The 20345-nt window shown below is 32.2% G+C and carries 23 protein-coding genes; 9 read left to right on the top strand and 14 right to left on the bottom strand.

Features of this window, described 5'->3' with window-relative positions:
- Positions 1-2: 2 nt before the first annotated feature.
- A complete protein-coding gene (locus VIM70_RS14100; RefSeq protein ID WP_331946408.1) occupies positions 3-362 on the bottom strand; it encodes a metalloregulator ArsR/SmtB family transcription factor in 360 nt (119 codons plus the stop codon).
- A 304-nt stretch (positions 363-666) separates the two neighbouring features.
- Between VIM70_RS14100 and VIM70_RS14095 the strand changes: the two genes are divergently transcribed.
- The 3 genes from VIM70_RS14095 to VIM70_RS14085 all read left to right on the top strand — a co-directional run bounded on the left by VIM70_RS14095 (position 667) and on the right by VIM70_RS14085 (position 3025).
- Complete coding sequence (locus VIM70_RS14095; RefSeq protein WP_331946407.1) at positions 667-987, top strand: aldehyde dehydrogenase family protein; 321 nt, start codon at positions 667-669, stop codon at positions 985-987.
- A gap of 234 nt (positions 988-1221) precedes the next feature.
- On the top strand, positions 1222-2370 hold the full coding sequence (locus VIM70_RS14090; RefSeq protein WP_331946406.1) for an iron-containing alcohol dehydrogenase: 1149 nt from the start codon (positions 1222-1224) through the stop codon (positions 2368-2370).
- A gap of 322 nt (positions 2371-2692) precedes the next feature.
- Entirely contained in the window at positions 2693-3025 is a 333-nt protein-coding gene (locus tag VIM70_RS14085; protein ID WP_331946405.1) for a CGGC domain-containing protein, read from the top strand.
- A 328-nt stretch (positions 3026-3353) separates the two neighbouring features.
- Here VIM70_RS14085 and VIM70_RS14080 read toward each other — a convergent pair whose 3' ends face one another.
- The 10 genes from VIM70_RS14080 to VIM70_RS14035 all read right to left on the bottom strand — a co-directional run bounded on the left by VIM70_RS14080 (position 3354) and on the right by VIM70_RS14035 (position 12239).
- Complete coding sequence (locus tag VIM70_RS14080) at positions 3354-3782, bottom strand: hypothetical protein (protein WP_331946404.1); 429 nt, start codon at positions 3780-3782, stop codon at positions 3354-3356.
- A 210-nt stretch (positions 3783-3992) separates the two neighbouring features.
- Positions 3993-5444: an amino acid permease gene (locus VIM70_RS14075; protein WP_331946403.1), complete on the bottom strand. Its 1452-nt coding sequence runs from the start codon at positions 5442-5444 to the stop codon at positions 3993-3995.
- A 931-nt stretch (positions 5445-6375) separates the two neighbouring features.
- On the bottom strand, positions 6376-7215 hold the full coding sequence (locus VIM70_RS14070) for an MBL fold metallo-hydrolase (RefSeq protein ID WP_331946401.1): 840 nt from the start codon (positions 7213-7215) through the stop codon (positions 6376-6378).
- 50 nt (positions 7216-7265) lie between these two features.
- Positions 7266-7721, bottom strand: coding sequence for a flavin reductase family protein (locus VIM70_RS14065; protein WP_331946400.1), 456 nt, complete (start codon positions 7719-7721; stop codon positions 7266-7268).
- A 42-nt stretch (positions 7722-7763) separates the two neighbouring features.
- On the bottom strand, positions 7764-8387 hold the full coding sequence (locus VIM70_RS14060) for a DUF1847 domain-containing protein (RefSeq protein WP_331946399.1): 624 nt from the start codon (positions 8385-8387) through the stop codon (positions 7764-7766).
- 162 nt (positions 8388-8549) lie between these two features.
- Positions 8550-9746, bottom strand: coding sequence for a P-loop NTPase (locus tag VIM70_RS14055; protein WP_331946397.1), 1197 nt, complete (start codon positions 9744-9746; stop codon positions 8550-8552).
- 32 nt (positions 9747-9778) lie between these two features.
- A complete protein-coding gene (locus VIM70_RS14050) occupies positions 9779-10138 on the bottom strand; it encodes a C-GCAxxG-C-C family (seleno)protein (protein ID WP_331946395.1) in 360 nt (119 codons plus the stop codon).
- Between the two features lie 59 nt (positions 10139-10197).
- Positions 10198-11043, bottom strand: a complete 846-nt coding sequence (locus VIM70_RS14045) for an ATP-binding protein (protein WP_331946394.1) — start codon at positions 11041-11043, stop codon at positions 10198-10200.
- Entirely contained in the window at positions 11034-11855 is an 822-nt protein-coding gene (locus VIM70_RS14040; protein ID WP_331946392.1) for an ATP-binding protein, read from the bottom strand. The genes VIM70_RS14045 and VIM70_RS14040 overlap by 10 nt, the downstream gene beginning before the upstream one ends.
- Positions 11856-11876: 21 nt before the next feature.
- Complete coding sequence (locus VIM70_RS14035; protein WP_331946391.1) at positions 11877-12239, bottom strand: NifB/NifX family molybdenum-iron cluster-binding protein; 363 nt, start codon at positions 12237-12239, stop codon at positions 11877-11879.
- Between the two features lie 171 nt (positions 12240-12410).
- Here VIM70_RS14035 and hisC point away from each other — a divergent pair, with 171 nt between their 5' ends.
- The 5 genes from hisC (at position 12411) to VIM70_RS14010 (ending at position 16343) form a co-directional block, all read left to right on the top strand.
- Positions 12411-13487, top strand: a complete 1077-nt coding sequence (hisC, locus tag VIM70_RS14030; protein ID WP_331946390.1) for a histidinol-phosphate transaminase — start codon at positions 12411-12413, stop codon at positions 13485-13487.
- A 62-nt stretch (positions 13488-13549) separates the two neighbouring features.
- Positions 13550-14395: a ModD protein gene (gene modD / locus VIM70_RS14025; protein ID WP_331946389.1), complete on the top strand. Its 846-nt coding sequence runs from the start codon at positions 13550-13552 to the stop codon at positions 14393-14395.
- 185 nt (positions 14396-14580) lie between these two features.
- Positions 14581-15033 (top strand): DUF134 domain-containing protein, encoded by a 453-nt coding sequence (locus VIM70_RS14020; RefSeq protein ID WP_331946388.1) that lies wholly within the window; start codon positions 14581-14583, stop codon positions 15031-15033.
- Positions 15034-15139: 106 nt separating this feature from the next.
- On the top strand, positions 15140-15967 hold the full coding sequence (locus VIM70_RS14015; protein ID WP_331946387.1) for an Mrp/NBP35 family ATP-binding protein: 828 nt from the start codon (positions 15140-15142) through the stop codon (positions 15965-15967).
- A gap of 19 nt (positions 15968-15986) precedes the next feature.
- Complete coding sequence (locus VIM70_RS14010) at positions 15987-16343, top strand: NifB/NifX family molybdenum-iron cluster-binding protein (RefSeq protein WP_331946386.1); 357 nt, start codon at positions 15987-15989, stop codon at positions 16341-16343.
- 63 nt (positions 16344-16406) lie between these two features.
- On the opposite strand, the gene VIM70_RS14005 is transcribed toward VIM70_RS14010, so the two are convergent.
- On the bottom strand, positions 16407-16799 hold the full coding sequence (locus VIM70_RS14005) for a rhodanese-like domain-containing protein (RefSeq protein ID WP_331946385.1): 393 nt from the start codon (positions 16797-16799) through the stop codon (positions 16407-16409).
- Positions 16800-17005: 206 nt separating this feature from the next.
- On the opposite strand from VIM70_RS14005, the gene VIM70_RS14000 reads away from it, so the two are divergent.
- Positions 17006-17569, top strand: coding sequence for a class I SAM-dependent methyltransferase (locus VIM70_RS14000; RefSeq protein ID WP_331946384.1), 564 nt, complete (start codon positions 17006-17008; stop codon positions 17567-17569).
- A gap of 112 nt (positions 17570-17681) precedes the next feature.
- Here the strand turns inward: VIM70_RS14000 and VIM70_RS13995 are convergent, their stop codons facing one another.
- The gene (locus tag VIM70_RS13995; RefSeq protein ID WP_331946428.1) at positions 17682-20159 is read right to left on the bottom strand and encodes a CoA-disulfide reductase; all 2478 of its coding nucleotides are present in this window, start codon (positions 20157-20159) and stop codon (positions 17682-17684) included.
- Positions 20160-20192: 33 nt separating this feature from the next.
- A complete protein-coding gene (locus tag VIM70_RS13990; RefSeq protein WP_331946427.1) occupies positions 20193-20339 on the bottom strand; it encodes an ArsR/SmtB family transcription factor in 147 nt (48 codons plus the stop codon).
- Positions 20340-20345 lie beyond the last annotated feature (6 nt).

Here is a 20345-nt window from a genome sequence, read left to right as displayed (position 1 = left end):
GATTAAAGATTAGGGTTACATTTTTTTTTAAACTTTTCCGCATATTCATCACCATTTTCAAGGCTTTCTAAATCCTTTTTCACCGTAGAGTAATTTTCTGGGTTTAAGATTATTTTTTCAAGTATCTCATTTAAAAGCTGATTTTCTTTGTCAATGCGATAGTATATAAATTGTTCTTGCCTTTCATCTTTTACAAAGCCCATATCGCGAAGCTTACTTAAGTGCTTTGAAATTTTAGGTTGAGGCTCTTCTAATATTCCTTGAATTTGGCATACACAGAGTTTTTTATGATATAGCAAGACTAAAATTCTAAGTCTTGTTTCGTCAGATAACACTTTAAATAAATTCATTAGTTTCTCCATTAGTTTCACATCCTTTAAGTTAAATCAAATAATACTATGCTTATATTCTCATATGGGTATATAAGCATAGTATTCCTGAATTGACGATTTGTCAACTATTTTTATTACTATATTATTCCACATTGGGGGGGGGTGGGCAAAAACACCCAGAATAGTATCTTTCTCATGCCAAGTTTGGTTATTGTGTTTTACATATAGTTTATTTATTATTTTTTAAAAAAAGATTGACAAATTAATTAGATAAGCATATATTAAAACTAGATACTATACCGGGGTATGGTATAAAGGTAGGGAGGAGTAAAAAATGTTAAATAAGACAGATGACAAATATCAGCTTTATATCAACGGAAAATGGGTTGACGGAAAGGAAGGGAAAACCTTTAAAGCATATAATCCATCAAATGGCGAATTACTAGCAACTTGTGTAGATGCCGGTAAAGGGGATATCGATAATGCTGTTAAAGCTGCTTGGAAAGCATGGGAGACATGGAAAGATATTAGTCCTCAAGAACGTTCAGGTATGTTATTGAAAATTGCCGATTTAATAGATGAAAACAGTGAGAAATCTTCTTCTATATCTTTAATTATCCACCCAACTATGCTATCAATTTTGCCTATTTTTTAAGATAAAGCATACTTTTTTTGAGTAAACAGAGGCGTCACCGCTTATGCTCATCGACGAGAACCGTATGTGAATCTGTCTAACAATTATTATATTAAGTGCTAAAACAAAGGCTTCTTACGTATAATTTAGGTAATAATAAATTATATATCGTTATAACTAAATATAGCGATATAAATCAATAAGCATTAAATTCTAAAATGTATTTAATGTAATAAAAGAAAGGATGTGCTGTATATGATAAACACTTATTTTATTCCTACAATAAACTCAATTGGTCAAGGGTCTGTTAATGAGGTTGGAAATCACATTAAATCATTAGGTGGTAACAAAGTATTAATTGTTACAGATGAAATGTTAGCTAAATTAGGTATGGCAGAAAAGGTAAAAGGTATATTAGTAGAAGCTGGTCTAGAAGCAATAATTTTCGATGGTGCTCAGCCAAATCCAACTGATCTCAATGTAGAGGCCGCTGTTGCAATGTGGAAGGAAAATTCCTGTGATGCAATAGTATCACTTGGTGGAGGATCTTCTCATGATTGTGCTAAAGGGCTTGGACTTATAGCTGCTAATGGTGGCAATATTAGGGACTATGAGGGATTAGATAAATCAACAAAACAATTTCCACCTTTTGTTGCAGTTAATACTACAGCAGGTACTGGATCAGAGATGACACGTTTTTGTATAATAACAAATACTTCTCGTAAAGTTAAAATGGCTATAGTTGACTGGAGAGTAACACCAAATGTTTCAATTAATGATCCTGAATTAATGGTTGGTATGCCACCAGCACTTACTGCCGCTACTGGAATGGATGCTCTTACTCACTCTATAGAAGCCTATGTTTCTAGCGCTGCTACTCCTCTTACAGATTCTGCTGCATTAATGGCTATAAAACTTATATCTAAATACCTGCCTAAAGCAGTTGCAAACGGTACAAATATGGAAGCGAGAGAAAAAATGGCTTATGCTCAATTTTTAGGTGGTATGGCATTTAATAATGCAAGCCTTGGGTATGTGCATGCTATGGCACATCAACTAGGTGGATTCTACAACTTGCCTCATGGAATATGTAATGCTATTTTGCTTCCAATAGTTTCTAGATTTAATATTTTAGCTAGTGCAGAGAGATTCCAAGATATCGCTATTGCGATGGGGGAAAATGTAACTGGACTTTGTGTACATGATGCTGCTGAGGTTGCAATTAACTCAATTGTAAGATTATCAAAATGCGTAGGTATTCCTTCAGGCCTCACTGAGTTAGGTGTTAAAGAAGAAGACTTTGAAGTAATGGCTACAAATGCTAAAGCGGATGCATGTCAATTTACAAATCCACGTCTTGCTACGCTTCAACAAGTAATTGAACTATTCAGACAAGCAATGTAGCTTAGATTGAGGTCTCTGTAGCAATGGAACAGAAAGTTACAACTTAATACCATTTATTAAATATATCTTATAATTTTAGCTAGTGTTAAAAAAAGTGTACTATTACGAACTACTATAAATGTAGTTCATAATAGTTCTTTTTTTCTGTTTAGAACGTTCAATTATTTAAATTGATATTACCGAACAAATATAATACAATAAGATTAAAATAAACATAAATAAAGTGTTTAAGCCTATACGGTTAAGAGAAGTTTATATTAATAAAGTAAGTTTTCTTAAACATCTATATCAAATTTTAATTCTGGGAGAAGGGGGTATTACAATGAAAGTCGGATTAATAAGGTGTATGCAAACGGAGGATATGTGTCCAAGTACTACCTGTTTCAAGGTTGTAAAGGAAAAAAAGCTTGCATTTGAAGGAATTGAAGAAGATATTGAGGTAGTTGGCGTTAATACTTGTGGTGGTTGCCCAGGGAAAAAAGCTGTAACAAGAGCTGTTGAAATGGTTAAAAGAGGTGCTGATACTATTGTTTTAGCGTCCTGTATTACAAAAGGAAATCCTATTGGTTTTGCTTGTCCACATGCACAAAAAATGAAAGATGTTATTCAGAAAAAAATAGGAGATACTATAAAAATTATTGATTACACACATTAAATAGTAATTAAAATTAATAATAAATGAACAGTAGAGTTATTAACAAGAGTGTAAATAAATGCTCTTGTTTTATTTTTTGCAAAAGTTCCAAAACAGTCGTTTTCGGTACTTAAATATAAACCTTAGAAATAGTCACTTTATAAGTGATTTTCAGTTCCAAAACTATTACCAAAAACAAAGTATCAAAACAACTCTAATACAACCTTTATGGTATTTATAGGCATTACTTGCTTAACGTAGGCAGAAATCATGCGAATAATACACTTGTTACCTTATGTACAAAACTTAGTTCAAAAATAGGAATAGTTATTTCTAATCAAGCATTAGATCAGCGTTTAAATGAAAGATGTGTGGAATTTTTAAAGAAGATTTTTGAGAACCTGTTGCTCCAAGCAATAATGAATAATACTTCTGCAATTGCTTCAGCCGCTGTACCCAGTATCCTTGATACATATATTATCCACCCTAATAAACACCCTGTAAATCTTCCTAAAAATTGCTCCGTATATACACGGAAGGAGCCAGTAACAGGACGGTTTATACTTATGCTAGTCATGGCACCCAGTACCTGTGACATAATGATTCCTGCAAACAGAAGTGCCAAAACTACTGACGGTCCTGCTTCTTTTATAGCTATTCCTGATCCAAGGAAGAATCCCGAACCTATTATTCCTCCTATTCCTGCAAGGCTATAAGCATTTAGGTCCTTGGTTGAATTATTATGACTATTTATGCTTTTTAATTTATTATCCTGCATAATTCTCACCCTCTTTATTTATATAAGAATAGTGTACTCATATTTTTAAAATATAAATTATATCATTTAGATGATACAAAAATATAACTTAGAATTTAAAAAATAAATAGGTTATAACTACTCCACCATATAGTGTAATGTAGTAAATGTTTAGAAATGGAATACTAATTCTAGTCTAGCATAATTGGTTTTCTATTATTTCTCATAAAATTATTTATGGGAATTCTTTGAGCCCCGAAGACGGGATCTCCTTGCCAGGAAAAAATGGAACAATGTAAGCAAAAGCACGAGGCTGATGCCTACCACAAGGCCCACCAATTGATTGGAACTCATGGCCGAAGTGGCGAGGGCCATCAGCAAGAGCACGATGGCCGTGGCGGCGGCGTAAGGAAACCCGAAAGATTGTTCAGACTGGTTTCCCTGCTTTGTCTTACTGTACCGTCGGAAGCGAACATATGTGAGTGCAATCACCAGCCAGTTCAATAAGATCGTGACGCCACTGGCACTGGCTATATAGACGAAGATATTTTGGGGCAGTAAGTAAGAAATGCCCACTACTATCAACAGGAAAGTACTAGATATGAGAACTGCCGTGATGGGCATCCCTCCTTGCTTTATTTTTGCCATAAATGCGGGGGCGTCATGTCGCTCAGCCAAAGACTTGAGCATACGGGGTACACCATACATGTTGGAATTCATGGCCGAAAGTATAGCACTTAAAATAACTGCGCTCATAATATGGGTCATCGCAGGCACCCCTAAATTATCAAAGAGAAAGATAAAGCCACTCCCGTTCAGGGGCACCTGGTACCAGTGAACTAATCCCACTAAGGTAGTTATGGCCCCTATGTATAAGATAATCAAAATGAAATTAATCAGCCTGACGGCCTGGGGTATAGTCTTCTGCGGATTACGGGTATCTCCGGCGGCGGGTCCAATGACCTGTTCCCCAGCGTAAGCGTATAAAACCAATAAGAGTGAACTAAAAGCCCCTTTAAGACCATGAGGAAAAAAACCACCGTGAATCACGTAGTTAGACACGCCTGGTGATTTAATTCCAGGCCATATCCTTGAAAAGACGGCCACACCCGATGCGATAATAACTAGGAGAATTCCAACCTTAATGAAGGACAAAATTTCTTCTACCCGGGCGAAAGCCCTCACATTCAAAAAACTAATACCTACGATGACTCCTACTATAATTAGGCTAATCAGCCAAATCGGCCACGTCGGCAGCCAGAAACGTGTAATTAAGGCCGCTGCAACCATTTCTGTAGAAAGTGTTAAAATCCCTGCCAGCCAATAGATCCAGCCGGAGATAAATCCTAGGGCAGGACCAAGATACTCCCCCGCATAAAAGCTGAAGGAACCGCTGGTTGGTTCATTAGCACACATTTCCCCCAGCATTGTCATTACCAGAGTGGAGATGATACCACCTATGATAAATGTAAGGATAATGGCTGGACCTGCCTGATTGATCGCAAGGCCGCTGGCGACAAAAATACCAGAACCAATAGCTCCGCCCAATCCCAACATCGTTAAACCTAAAAGGGTTAGCCTACCCATGGGGTTATTTGGCTTTTTCTTAACTTTTGTTTCCATCAGGGGTTGACTCTGCCAAGAATGACTTTTAATAAAGTCGTGATATTTTGTATTTCCCATTTTAATTTTCCCTCCTATTTTTGTATTTAACCATTTAGATTAAAATAAATACTTTCCACGTCTATTTATAGTCTTTACATTTCAGTAAAAAAAATTCGAATTTCCTCCATTCTAATAATGTCTGGACATAATGGTATAATTGCCTTGAAAAATTTAATAATAAGTATTTTACTAGAAAACCCTCTAAAAAGGATAAAACCAGTTAGCCAATTTGACAGTATTAACATGTGGTATACTAACACTCCTATTGAAACAGACATCTGATAATAAGATATTGCAAAAGAAGCAACAACAGAAATCTTTATCAAATTACTTTTATATTTTTTAGAGGTTAAGGGTTAATAAGAATAATAAATTGCCCAATACAGGTATCCCAGTAAGAACATTACAAGCCGGATTAAGTTTAAAAATCATGAATATGATTAAAGGCGAGGATTTTAAAAAGTTAGGTGTTAGACTTCCAACTCTTTTTAGTCGAAAGGGTGTTGAAAAAATAATAAACAAATAAATTTGTACCTTATTATTCAAACATAAAATACGGTAGCTTTTATATTTGTTATAAATATTCAAAATATAAGTGTACTTAAAGCGTTGTTTTATAAGGTTTGTTAAGCATTTAGTTAAATTTAACTAAGCAATTATGCTTTTAGCTGTATCAATTCTTCCTAGTCCTTTGGATGTCGAAAAAATAACCAAGAATAAGGAAAGGGAAAAATAATGGGTATAGGATTCTTAGATATTACAGGATAAGAGCAATGGAAGTTGTCGACTAACATAGTAAAGAATTTTACTATGTTAGTCGACAAGGTGTCCATTGCTCTTATCTTGTTTCTTTATAAAAATTCTACTATGATCCTTTATTACCATGTGAATTAATTCTTATGTAAATTATACTCCTTAATTAAAATTATTTAATAATCGAAGCATATTTTTATAGTATTTCAATAATATTTCCAGTAGTGTTATATACAAATTCATCAACAAATTCATGTCTAATTTTTTCAACAGCATATTTCCCAGTGCAATGAGACATTGCTAAAATACAGATGTTTTTTTCTTTAAAATAGTTCATTGTAGTCTTTAATCTTTGTTCATCCGCTTCAACTAAATGCGTTCCACCAACAATACCATAGATTGACATACCTGTCCGTTCTACAATGTTTTCTAAAATATTAACTATCCCTACATGAGAACATCCTACTATGACCAACAAACCTTTTTCATGCCTCACTACTAATACTATTTCATCAGAAAAATTATCTACTACATAGTTTTCATCTTGTTTTATTTGAAATATTTTGTTTATTTGTTCAATATCATTACTTATTTTAAAATTAGAAAATATCATTATGTTTTCAGTAATATAAAATATATCTTCTTCAATATATTTTACTTGAATATTATTTTGACGAATATATTTTTTATCAAAGGAATTACCAATATGCTTATAATTATCTTTTTCAACTAATTTATATTTATTGTTAAAAAAGTCTTTCCCTGCAATTAACTTATATGAGTTACCAATTTTATCGACAAGATTTCTAAATCCTCCAGTATGATCATAATGTCCATGACTTAACACAACATATTTTAAATTACTCAAATCTACATTTAATTTTTCAGCATTTTTTATAAAATCTCCACTTTGACCAGTATCAAACAAAATTTTCATTTCATCAATTTCTATATATAGAGACAACCCGTGTTCACTGGATAAAAGATTATTATCATCAGGATTATTTTCAATAAGCGTTGTTATTTTCAAATTCATCTTAATCACCAAATTCCAATTATATTTTTCAAATATACCTAAGTATTAATTTATATGAAATCAATTTTAGAAAAATCAATGCGCTCTGAAGCATCAACTATATCTCTATTACAATGAACATATTCAATTTTGCCTACAAACATTTCATGTGATCCAGTAACTATAGAATCCACCACTTTGCACTCTATGTTTATAGGACAATCTGCCAATAAAGGAACCTTTACCTTTAATCCTTCTTCAACTTTAATATTAAGTTTTGAAAATTTATCCTCATCCCTTCCACTATGACTACCCAAATAGTCAAACATTTCTTTTTGTTCTTTTGTAACAAGATTCACTACAAAACATCCTGTTTCCTTTATCATTTTATATGAATATCTTGAAGGTACAATGCCTACCATAATCATTGGTGGATCATAACTACAGTTACAGCAGTATGCTACTGCTAATGCATTATTTTTACCATCAATACCTCTACAAGAAACTAATATTTTTGCCGGAGACATGATTTCATATCACCTTTGATTTTACTCATAATAATTCCTCCATTATTTATACAATTTATTTTTATAGTAACCATCTGAAAGATACAATGCGCCTATAGGATTATGTGCAAGTACTCTATCCTTAACTGCAAAAACAGTTACAGGGGCTTTAGAATATTTTATAAATAGTGAATCGTGACCTACGCATAATCCCAAAATTATATTTAAGTCTGCTTCGGCTTTATTTAAAAAAGTGGCCTGTCCGATAGGGTTACACATTGATTCATAAGTTCCAGGTCTTACTTTTTCATCTTCTTTAATATCTAAAAATTCTTTCGGTATACTTCCATTCTTGCATACTACTGAATTAACCTCAAAACCATTATGTTGTAGTATTGAAGACAATATTTTTGCCTCTTTGCTCAACCCAACGCAAAAAGCAACTCCTAGCTTTTTAAAGTTACACTTATTTGCAAAATCAATTGTCTCTTCAAGTCTTGTTTTTTTACAATATCCTTCTGCTTCTACTAGCGCGGAATTATATGCTAATTTATAATTTTCATCTTCAAGATATAAATCCTTTATTTTTTCTTGTTCTTCTTTTTCATTACATGGACAATTAAGTGGTAATTTCTCAAGTTCTCCTGTTTTGCAATGATGTTCACTGCACATAGCACAAGTATACATATTCTCACCTCTGATTTTTTTATAACTTTTGCATTTATATGGGTCTTATTTTCAAAAATAGTTCTTAATATTATTTTTTTTGCATTGTAAATTTATAACCTTTTTTTTCTATAATCTTTCTAAAAAGTATTAAATCATCATTCATAAAATCATCCTTTATAATTATTCATTACAGTGTCCTTCATGTTCATGCTCCGTGCAAACACTTCCTGTTGATTTTAATTCACCATCTATATGTTTTTGTACTACATCATCACAAAGACCTTGTGCCCCAACTACTACCTCAATACCGCTTTCGTTAAATAATTGCTGCGCTGTTTCGCCCATGCCTCCTGCAATAATAATATTTACATTTAATTCCTTCGAAAATACTGGAAGATATCCAGGTTTATGACCAGGATTCTTAACAAATTCTTTTTTTAATCCCTTAGCTTCATTTACATCATATATTGTAAATCCTTCACAAAATCCAAAATGTCCGCTTACATTTTTTCCTTCACTCGCTACTGCAATTTTCATATTGACATCCTCCTTAAAATTAACAAAATCTATTACTTTTTCAGTCAAACCCTTAAATTTATCATCTAATGCTTTACTTATTGTATTACTGTTATTATTGATAACATCTATTATTTCTTTACTCATTGGAAACTCGCCAATAAGTTGTACATCCATTTTATTTAAAAATTCTTGTGTATTACTGTTATCAAAAATTCTTATTTCCTTTTGACAATCAGGACAAACAATATAGCTCATATTTTCTACTAATCCTATCACTTTAATATCCATTTTTCTTGTCATATTAATAGCTTTTGCAACTATCATAGAGACTAAATCTTGAGGAATTGATACCATTACTATGCCATCAATAGGAAATGACTGCATTGCTGTAAGTGCTACATCTCCAGTACCAGGTGGCATATCAATGATTAAATAGTCAAGTTCTTCCCAAAATACGTCTGTCCAGAACTGTTTAACTGTATTTGCTATAATAGGACCTCTCCATATTACTGGTTGCTCTTCGTCTTCAATAAGTAAATTAAGAGACATCACCTTAATACCATCCTCTGTTGTTACTGGCCAAATACCTTGCTCAGAGGTTTCTGCTCTCTTGCTCCCTAAATCCAGCAATTTAGGTATGCTCGGGCCTGTAATATCAGCATCAAGTATCCCTACTTTGTAGCCTTTCTTGTTTAGTTCTTTAGCTAATAAAACTGAAATTGTTGATTTACCTACCCCACCTTTACCACTCATAACACCTATTACTTTCTTAATATTATTAAGCGGATTATTTTCAATCTTAAAAGTTTCTTCATATTTACATTTTTCATTTGATGAGTTTGAATTATTATCAGGCATTTAAAATCCTCCTTCTATTTTTAAAACAAATTTTATTTTACACATTCTTTTAAAACATTATAGGTGTACTCTATTATTTCATTACATGAGACGCCTTGTTTCTTTAATTGTAAGCATTCAAATGTACCATATTTTTCTTTTACTTTATTCATTATTTCCTTTGTGTATTTTCTTGATTCATTCTTAGTGGTCACTTCTTCTCTTCCTTTTAATGTTCCTAATGCCATAAGTGCTCCTGTAACTGCTCCACAAGTACTTCCTACCATCATACCTGTGCCAAAAGGACTAGCAATTGAAATTGGAATATTAGCATCATTTTCTTCATTGAATGCCTTTATTACAGATTCCGCACAATTATATCCTTGCTTACGATATTCTAAAACGTCTGTCATTTGCATCTACCTCCTATTTTTAAGCTAAAATATAAAATATTTATATTGTTATATCAATTCTACATGAAATTCTTTATATTACTCCACATATTTTCAATAGCCTTTTCTGCTATGCTATCTTTATAATAAGTTATAGGTTTTAGTTCATTTATTGATTGCATAACAATATCATCATATGGAATTTTACCTACTAACTTTAAACCCTTCTCATTAACAAAACTCTCTATTTCTCTAGATACTTCTTCATTTATATCATATTTATTTATACATACCATGGAGAAAACTCCAAAATATTCGCATAATGTTACCACTCTCATTAAATCTCCTAAACCTGATTTTGTGGGTTCTGTAACAACTAATACCGCATCGCTACCGGTAATTGAAGATATAACAGGACATCCAATACCAGGTGAACCATCTATTATAGTTAACTTCCCATTATCATTCAATTTTTTGCCATTTTTCCTTAAATAAGCTATTAATTTTCCCGAACCATCGCTTCCTATTTTCATTTCTGCCCTTGAAATTATCCCATTATCTAGTTTAGTAATAAATGTATCTGCGGTTTTTTCAGACTTTAATTTTATAGCATTTTGTGAACAGACTAAGCTGCAAGCGCCACAACCTTTACAATCAAATGGGTTTATCGTAAAATCCTTTACAGCATCAAATTTGCATACGGCCTCACATTTACCACACTTAACGCAAAGAAATTCATCTATAACAGCTTTTTTGCCACCAATAAAATCTCTTTTTTCAATATCTAATCCTTTGTAAAACATATAAAGATTTGGTGCATCTACATCACAATCTATTCTTATAACATCTTTAGAAAGTTCAGCTAATGCTGTTGCGATTGTAGTTTTACCTGTTCCGCCTTTTCCACTTAAAATCACTAATTCCAAAGTAGCACCTCCTTTGAAATTTTATCAAATATTGTTTTATGACGTAAATCATCATATAATATTTCTCCCTTAGAATAAAGAATGGCAGTCTCTTTACTATAAGGTATAGTCGCTATTAACTTTATTTCTTCTTGTCTGCAAAATTTTTTTACTATATTATCTTTTCCATCATCCTTATTTATAATTATCCCAAAAGATATATTATACATTTTTACAAGTTCAACAGCCATTTTTAAATCATGTAGTCCAAACTCTGAAGGCTCCGTAACAAGTATTGCTGCATGCGCGTATTTTAAAGCATTTACTACATTACAAGAAGTCCCAGGTGGGCAATCAATTAAATTAATGTTGTCGGATAAGTTTTTAAGGAGTTTTCTAATAACGGGTACTCCCATAGGTTCACCTATATTTAAAACTCCTCTGCTACAATTTATGTCTCTTATTTTGCCACTTTCGATTTTTCCTGTTTCTCTTTTTTTATAAGCTATAGCTTCATATTGACATGCAATCTCACAAGCTCCGCAACCATGACATAATTTTTCAAAGAGTATAATTTCCTTATTTACTTTTGCAAGAGCATTAAATTGACATACATTTACGCAAACTCCACAGGCCGTACATTTATTATCATTTATAATGGGATATTCCACCATAACCTTTTCTGTTTTATTTATTTTAGGTTTTAAGAATAGGAAACCATTTGGTTCTTCTACATCACAGTCTATATAATTTGACTTTAGTGCGAGGGCAAGATTTAACGACACTGTAGTTTTACCAGTCCCTCCTTTTCCACTAAGCACTGCTATATTCACTATATACTCATCTCCGATCTACTAGTTTGCTCCATGGTATGCAGGACCAGACATTTTTATTTCTTCAAGTTCTCCATTGTTATATTTCTCCATTACTAAGCTTGTAGCCATATTCCCACACTTATACGCTCTAATTCCTGCTTTTTCAATAAGTTCATAGGCATTAGGTCCAAGATCTCCTGTAATAATAACGTCTACTTTTTCTACATTTAATTGATTAGCTGCAACAATACCTGCTCCACCACTTGAATTTTGACCTTTATTTTCTAAAATTTTAACTTCCTTACTCTCTGTATCATGAATCTGAAAATATTCACACCTTCCGAACCTCTTATCAAGTAAACTTTCACTAGTTTTTCCATTTGATGAAATTACTATTTTCATTAAAACTCCTCCTTTATTTAGATATTGGCATTTGCTAATTTCATATTACTCTTGTTTTTTATTATTGTCAAATGCCAATAATAATAGTATAATTAAATAAATATAGTAGTAAGAAAATAAAATCAATCAGTGTACAAACTAGTGCACTAGATATATAAAGGAGCATTATAAATGAGCAAATATTGGAGCGAAACTACAAAAAGCATTGAACCTTATATACCAGGAGAGCAACCTAAAAATAGGAAATATATTAAATTAAACACTAATGAAAATCCGTACCCACCTTCTCCAAAAGTAATTGAAGCAATTAAACAGGCATCTAATGAAAATCTTCAATTGTACCCTGACCCAAACTGTGATGAACTTAGAAATACATTATCAAATTATTATAAATTATTACCGAATCAAGTCTTTGTTGGAAATGGTTCAGATGAGGTTTTGGCTTTCTCTTTTATGGCATTTTTCAATAGAGAAAAACCTATTTTATTTGCAGATATAACCTATAGTTTCTATGAAATTTATGTTAATCTATTTAAACTAAAACATAAATTAATCCCCCTAGACGATAAATTTAATTTGCCTCTAGATTCCTTTTGTATTGAAAATGGTGGAATTGTAGTAACAAATCCAAATGCTCCGACCAGCAAATATATATCAGTGGAATCCTTAAAGAAAATTGTAGAATACAACATAGAAAGTGTTGTTATAATTGACGAAGCATATATAGATTTTGGTGGAGAATCTTTAGTTGATTTTGTAGATGATTATCCAAACCTATTGATTATCCAGACGCTCTCTAAATCTAGGGCACTAGCAGGTTTACGTGTTGGTTATGCTTTTGGACACAAAGATTTGATAGAAGGTCTAAATAAAATTAAGAACTCAATAAACTCTTATACAATTGATCGGCTTGCTTTAGCCGGTGCAAAGGCATCTTTTGAGGATGAGGCTTATTTTCAGAGTACTCGCTTAAAAGTTATAGATACAAGAGAAAAAGTAATCCCTTCTCTTAGAGAATTAGGTTTTATTGTATTAGAATCAAAAGCTAACTTTTTATTCGCACGTCATAATACAATTCAAGCGAAAATAATATTTAACGAATTAAAAACTAGGGGAATTCTTGTAAGATATTTTAATAAACCTAGGATTGATAATTTCCTAAGAATAAGTATAGGCAACAATGAAGAAATGGAAGTACTTATTAGCAAATTAAGCGAAATTATTCTAAAAATAGAAACATCAAATTAATACAGATTATTCCTGAATACGACGGATTAAACGTGATTATAAATTATTAAGGAGGGCTAATAATGATGTATATAAATGATGAAACAATAGAAAATATTATAAGAGAAGATATTCCTTACATAGATTTGACTTCATTAGTTTTAGGAATTAATAGTCAAAAGGGAGAAATAAAGTTTATCTCAAGAGGAAATGCGGTGATAAGTGGATCTGAGGAAGTGGTAAGAATATTTAATAAGCTAGGTATTGAAAGTAAAACAGTTCTCGCGTCTGGAACTCTTGTTAAATCTGGAGATGTTATTGTTCATGCACAGGGTAATGTTGATGCGCTACATATGGGTTGGAAAGTGTCCATGAACATTTTAGAATACTGCTCTGGAATTGCAACAAGGACAAAATATCTGGTTGATAAAGCAAAAAACATTAATCCGCAAATTGAAATTGTAACTACAAGAAAGATATTCCCAGGCACAAAGGAGTTTTCCATAAAAGCTATTATAGCAGGAGGAGCTTATCCTCATAGACTTGGTTTATCCGAGACAGTACTAATCTTTAAGCAACATTTAAACTTCATTGGAGGTGTTCCTGGTCTTATTGAAAAATTAGAAGTCATTAAAGCAAGATCCTGTGAAAAAAAAGTAATTGTTGAAATTGAAGACTTTGAAACTGCAATAATGCTAAGTAAAGCTGGAGTTGACGGATTACAATTTGATAAAATTAATCCATTAGAATTGAAAACAATTGTAAAAGCTGTTAGAAGTATAAATCCTTCAATTACATTAATAGGCACTGGTGGAATTAACGAAAGTAATATTGAGGATTATGCAAGAACTGGGATAGATGCAATCTCAACAACCTCAGTATATTTTGGGACACCCGTAGATATAGGCGTTACAATAACAATACAATAAATTATAGATAAGGTATCTGGTATCTATATGCATTATTGATTGGGATAAAGACTTAATTGTATACTGTATAAAATATTGTTATTTGACATTAATGTTAATACACTGTAAAATTTTATATAGCATATGCCACTGAAAAACAGCATTTAAAAAATGTAAAGAGTATATGAAAAGTGAGGATAATATTTATGGCAAGACCAGTGAAAAATAGACGTGTAGAGAATTTACCCGAATATACATACTTTGTACCAGCAGGAATACGGAAATGTGAAATTGAAGAAATATTCATAAAGGTTGAAGAGTTAGAAGCCATGAGACTTAAGGATGTTGAAGATCTAAATCAGGAAGAATGTGCAATGAGAATGTTAGTTTCAAGACAAACCTTTCAGAACATAATTGATAGCGCACGAAAAAAGATTGCTATAGCTTTAATAGAGGGGAAAGCAATAAATATAAGTGGTGGAAACTATACTAGAAATGTATGTAAATTTAAATGTTTAGCTTGCGCTAATACCTATGAAATAAAATATGAAGAAGATAGAAAAATTTGTCCATCCTGTGGCTCTGAGAAAGTTACTTGTAATAAACGAAGTAGCTTTTGTCAGAGGCAATGTAACAAATACAGTACCTCTGATAAATAGTTTTATAAGGGTTTTTCTTAAAAAAGGTTTATTGGCATTTGACAATAATAAATAATAGTATTACAATATAAATAGCATATGACAAATAAAAACGAGGTGATAATGTATGGCTAATTGTGAAAGTTGTCCATCAAATGGGGAATGTGATAATAAAGACACATGTAGCATTGAAAATAATCCATTAAATAAAGTTAAAAATATTATCGGCGTCATGAGTGGTAAAGGCGGCGTAGGTAAATCAACAATATCTGTTCTCATTGCACATGAACTTAATAAAAAGGGCTATAAGGTTGGACTTATGGATTCAGATATTACAGGCCCAAGTATACCAAGATTATTAGGTATTAAAGATGTGAAACCTGTAATGAGTGAATCTGGTATTATGCCAGTTAGAACCACTGAGGGCATTGATGTTATTTCAATGAACTTTCTTGTGGAAAATGAAGAGGATCCAGTTATTTGGCGAGGACCAGCAGTTTCTGGGGTTGTTAAGCAGTTTTGGACTGATGTTATATGGGGAGAGCTTGATTACTTAATTATAGATATGCCTCCTGGCACAGGGGATGTTGCACTAACAGTAATGCAATCAATACCAGTTACAGGAATAGTAATGATTTCAACACCACAAGACTTAGTATCTATGATTGTTGGGAAAGCAATAAATATGGCACGTAAGCTAGACATCGGTATAATAGGACTAATAGAGAACATGAGTTATATTATTTGTCCAGAATGCAGCGAGAAAATAAAAATATTTGAATCAGATAACATAGACGAATTCTTAAATAAAAATGACCTAGATTTACTTGGAGAAATTCCAATGTGTAGGGAAATTGTTAATATTTCAAACAAAGGAGAATACAAGCTAAATACTGAATTAAATGAAATAGCTGATAGTATTATCAATAAAATTATTAAAAAGGCAAAAAAATAAAAAGTGGAGGTTATATTTTATGAAAATAGCAATACCTAATAATGGTAGTATGGTGAATCAACATTTTGGAATGAGTGAAAGTTTTGTAATTGCGACTATAGAAGCCAAAAAAATTATAAGCATTGAAGAAATATCAGCAGTCGAGCTTGCACATCAGCATCAGGGCTTGGCAGACTTACTCAAAAATCAGGGAGCGACAGTGGTTATTACTGGTGGGATTGGCGGAGGTGCAATTAGCGGTTTAGAGCAAAATGGTCTCCAAGTAATAAAAGGAGCATCTGGAGAATATAAAAAGGTAATTGAAGAATATATTAATGGAACTTTGGAAAATAAAGATGTAACTTGTAATCATCATGGTGAACATCATCACCAATAAATAACAAAAAAAGGAACACAGCTGTGCTCCTTTTTTTTGTTTTACTGCAATAAAAGGTATAGGTTATTTTTTTAGATTACCATTAAAACCTGATAGTCCATGATTCATATGATATATTGGACCAAATTTATTTTTCAATAATACATTAACCGCTTTAGGGCTTCTACCACCTGAAGCACAGTGCACTAAAATTGGGTTGCCACGAAATTTTTCTAGCTCAGTAATTCTGGATGCAATTTCATTAGCCGGCATTAGCTTAGAAGCATTTATATGTCCTGTTTGGTATTCACCTTTGCTTCGTACATCTAAAACAATGAGGTCCTTATTTTCACGTATAAGGTTAACAGCTTCTTCGCCAGAAACATTTTTTACATTTTTATTAAATTTAATTATTATCTTAGGATACATTATATAAGCTATTAAAAGGATTAATATTATGGTTAATATGTTATTCATGATTTTTCCTTCTTTCGATTGATATTAGTGTAATTTACAAATATTAATTTCGGTTTTAAAATACATCCTGGCTAATACATTTTCAGAATTCTATTAACATTAATGTCAAATGACAATATTCAACATTGTCGTTTATTTAAAAGTTGTATGATATAATAATATCACTATATTCGAATGTAATGATATATTTAAAGGAGAGTGTTTATATGCATAAATTTAATATTAAGAACATAGAAAAATTAGATAATTTAAAAAGAAGACAAAGTATGCCACCGGAAGAAACCTTAAAAAAATTTCATATTGATGATAAATGTACCTTACTTGATATAGGTTGCGGTATAGGGTATTTCACCATTCCTGCAGCTAATATTGTAAATAAGGGTAAAGCAATTGGATTAGATATAATACCTGAAATGATTGATATTGCAAAAAAGAAAGTTACTAATATTTCTAATATAGAATTTATACAAAGTGATGAATATTCCTTTCCGATCCAAGATAATTCGATTGACTATGTTTTTATAAGCAATGTAATTCATGAGATTGAAGATAAGCCTAGATATTTCAAGGAAATAAAAAGGGTGCTTAAAACTCAGGGGTTCCTTTGTATAATTGACTGGGAGAAAAAAGAAACTGAAATCGGTCCATCTATTAATGATCGAATATCTAAGGAAGAAATGATACAGCTCTGTGCTCTAACTAGTTTCATATCTGTAGAGGATATAAATATAAATGCTGATCATTATGGATTAAAATTACAACTAATATAACTAGAATCTACAATATAACATCATATCAACTTTATTGAATTATTTTTTAAAAAGAAGTATGGAAATAATAATCCATACTTCTTAGCTGTTCATCATCTTCGATGTTGCAATATTAAATAAATAGATTTACATTTGATTCTTCTGCTTCTCCTAGGTAGTAACCAACTCCACCAATTTTCACACCGCCTATAAGTTCTTCCTGTGTAATTCCCATTACGTCCATGGACATTGAGCAGGCAACCACTTCTACTCCGCTATCTATTGCTGATTTAATTAAGTCTTCAAGAGAACTTATATTTTTATTTTTCATTACTGAGCGGATCATTTTAGCTCCAATTCCCATTATGTTCATTTGGGAAAGTTTAAGCTTTTTACTTCCTCTTGGCATCATAAATCCAAACATTGAATCTATTAACCCTTTTTTCACGGTTGCTTTTTCAGGTTTGCGTATGATATTAAGACCCCAGAAAGTACATAATATAGTAACCTTGCTTCCCATTGCAACTGCGCCATTTGCAATAATAAAGGCTGCGATTGCTTTATCTAAATCACCACTAAAAAGTACTATTGTCTTATTTGTTTTTTCCACTGCATTAGATGGACAGGAAGTATCTATTTCTGTATCATTATTAATTCCTTTTCTTATGAATGCAAAAATCATACCTTTTTCTTTTTTTAAATCCATTAATTGATTCTTTGTTTTATTACACCAAGCTTTAATGTCCTCGTAAAAGCCAATGTCAGAAGCTATTACTTTTAATACTTGACCTTCATTTAATTCGTCAATATTCGCTTTAACTTTAATTAGTGGTCCAGGGCAACACATACCACAAGCGTCCAGGAGCTTATCAAAATTAATAATGCCTTTATCTGTTTCTTTTACAACTCTAGTATTTTGATCTAATCTCTGTCCTTTTGCCTTATCACTAATTTCCGGTTTATTTGGCTTAAAATTTAAGATTGAAGCTGATTTATATCCTCCAGTTAAGTTTTTAACTTTGTATCCTTTTGGAGTGAGCATTCTAGAAGCTATATATCCTTTAAGACCTATTGAACAGTATTCAAGGATTTCTTTGTTTTTATCCAGTTCACCTATTCTTTCTCTTAAACTATCTATAGGAATGTTTATTGCATTCTCAACATGTCCATTACTAAATTCCATTTCAGTACGCAAATCTAAAAGCGTAGTATTTTCTTTGTCGTATGCCATGAACTGATCTGGTGTTAACACGTCCATTCTTCCTGCTAGCACATTTTCCGCAACATATCCTGCCATATTTACAGGATCCTTAGCCGATGAGAAAGGTGGCGCATATGAAAGCTCAAGTTCTGTTAAATCATATATCGTTCCTCCGAATCTAATAGCTGTAGCTATTACGTCTATTCTCTTGTCCACTCCGTCATAACCCACTCCTTGAGCTCCAAGGATTTTACCATCGGAACTAAAAATAAGTTTTAAAGTCATGGAAAGAGCCGCAGGATAATATGAAGCATGGGCTACAGGATGAATGAATATAACTTTATAAGGAATCTTTAACCTTGTTAAAGTTCGCTCATTATTACCTGTACTTCCAGCGGTTAAGTCGAAAACCTTAATAATTGCGGTTCCTTGAGTCCCCTTATAAGTAGTTTTAAGGCCTGCTATATTATCTGCTGCAATTCTACCTTGCTTATTTGCAGGACCAGCAAGTGGCACTGCTGTTTTTGTTTTATTTACAAAATCTACAACTTCGATAGCATCACCAACTGCAAATATTCCAGAAACACATGTTTCCAATTTTTCATTTACTAATATGTGCCCTTTAGGTCCGAATTCTATTCCACTATTTTTTAAGAATCCAGTATCAGGAATAACCCCTATTGCGAGTATTACCATATCAGTGTTTAATTTTGCACCACTATTTAGAGTTATTTCAACGCTATTTTCAGTATCTTTAAAAGCTTTCACTCCGTCATTTAAAATCATGGAAACACCATTATCTTGAAGTTCTTTTTCAATTGTTAAAACTATATTTGTGTCAAAAGGAGCCATTATGTGGGGAGCGGCTTCTACCAGAGTAACCTCAAGACCTCTTTCTTTCAAGTTCTCAGCCATTTCTACACCAACAAAACCTCCGCCAATAATCACAGCACTATTAATACCCTTTGTGTCCACATATGCCTTTATATTATCAGTATCTGGTATATTTCTTAAAGTAAATATTCTTTTACTGTTAATACCTTCTATATTAGGTCTAATTGCTTTTGCTCCTGGTGATAATACTATATAATCATAGCTTTCTTCATAAGTACCTTTAGCCTTACTTTTAACTGTAACTATCTTTTTATCCGTGTCAATGGAAACTACTTCACTGTTATTTCTTACGTCTATATTAAACCTAGTTTTGATACTCTCAGGTGTTTGAACTACAAGCTTCTCTCTTTCTTTTATAACATCTCCAATATAATAAGGTAGTCCACAATTTGCAAAAGAAATGTATTCATCCCTTTCAAACATAATTATTTCTGCATTCTCATCTAGTCGCCTAATTCTAACTGCTGCTGTAGCTCCACCAGCTACTCCACCTACAACTAATACTTTTTTCATAATAACTATTTCCCCCCGTATTTTTATAATTATTTATTAACTCGATAATAAAATTGAATTTATTAATTTTATTATTCTTTCATCTGTAATTTTATAGTTAACTTCAAGGCCCTTTCGATTGCCCTCTATTACACCAGCATATCTTAACTTCTGTAGATGTTGAGAAACAGTAGATTGAGGAATCTTTAG

The sequence above is a fragment of the Clostridium sp. genome, from assembly GCF_036569345.1.
In the GTDB taxonomy this organism is placed as follows: Bacteria; Bacillota; Clostridia; order Clostridiales; family Clostridiaceae; genus Clostridium_AD.
The sequence above is the reverse complement of the archived record's forward strand: the minus strand, read 5'-3'. Positions and strand labels throughout refer to the sequence as shown.

Excerpts from the sequence above, each read along its gene's own strand:
- VIM70_RS14100 (WP_331946408.1), bottom strand. The coding sequence starts at position 362 with ATGGAGAAACTAATGAATTTATTTAAAGTGTTATCTGACGAAACAAGA.
- VIM70_RS14060 (WP_331946399.1), bottom strand. The coding sequence starts at position 8,387 with ATGTATACTTGTGCTATGTGCAGTGAACATCATTGCAAAACAGGAGAA.
- VIM70_RS14065 (WP_331946400.1), bottom strand. The coding sequence starts at position 7,721 with ATGTCTCCGGCAAAAATATTAGTTTCTTGTAGAGGTATTGATGGTAAA.
- VIM70_RS14035 (WP_331946391.1), bottom strand. The coding sequence starts at position 12,239 with ATGAAAATAGTAATTTCATCAAATGGAAAAACTAGTGAAAGTTTACTT.
- VIM70_RS14005 (WP_331946385.1), bottom strand. The coding sequence starts at position 16,799 with ATGAATAACATATTAACCATAATATTAATCCTTTTAATAGCTTATATA.
- VIM70_RS14075 (WP_331946403.1), bottom strand. The coding sequence starts at position 5,444 with ATGGGAAATACAAAATATCACGACTTTATTAAAAGTCATTCTTGGCAG.
- VIM70_RS14095 (WP_331946407.1), top strand. The coding sequence starts at position 667 with ATGTTAAATAAGACAGATGACAAATATCAGCTTTATATCAACGGAAAA.
- modD (WP_331946389.1), top strand. The coding sequence starts at position 13,550 with ATGATGTATATAAATGATGAAACAATAGAAAATATTATAAGAGAAGAT.
- VIM70_RS14010 (WP_331946386.1), top strand. The coding sequence starts at position 15,987 with ATGAAAATAGCAATACCTAATAATGGTAGTATGGTGAATCAACATTTT.
- VIM70_RS14090 (WP_331946406.1), top strand. The coding sequence starts at position 1,222 with ATGATAAACACTTATTTTATTCCTACAATAAACTCAATTGGTCAAGGG.
- hisC (WP_331946390.1), top strand. The coding sequence starts at position 12,411 with ATGAGCAAATATTGGAGCGAAACTACAAAAAGCATTGAACCTTATATA.
- VIM70_RS14050 (WP_331946395.1), bottom strand. The coding sequence starts at position 10,138 with ATGACAGACGTTTTAGAATATCGTAAGCAAGGATATAATTGTGCGGAA.
- VIM70_RS14070 (WP_331946401.1), bottom strand. The coding sequence starts at position 7,215 with ATGAATTTGAAAATAACAACGCTTATTGAAAATAATCCTGATGATAAT.
- VIM70_RS14085 (WP_331946405.1), top strand. The coding sequence starts at position 2,693 with ATGAAAGTCGGATTAATAAGGTGTATGCAAACGGAGGATATGTGTCCA.
- VIM70_RS14055 (WP_331946397.1), bottom strand. The coding sequence starts at position 9,746 with ATGCCTGATAATAATTCAAACTCATCAAATGAAAAATGTAAATATGAA.
- VIM70_RS14020 (WP_331946388.1), top strand. The coding sequence starts at position 14,581 with ATGGCAAGACCAGTGAAAAATAGACGTGTAGAGAATTTACCCGAATAT.
- VIM70_RS14080 (WP_331946404.1), bottom strand. The coding sequence starts at position 3,782 with ATGCAGGATAATAAATTAAAAAGCATAAATAGTCATAATAATTCAACC.
- VIM70_RS14000 (WP_331946384.1), top strand. The coding sequence starts at position 17,006 with ATGCATAAATTTAATATTAAGAACATAGAAAAATTAGATAATTTAAAA.
- VIM70_RS14015 (WP_331946387.1), top strand. The coding sequence starts at position 15,140 with ATGGCTAATTGTGAAAGTTGTCCATCAAATGGGGAATGTGATAATAAA.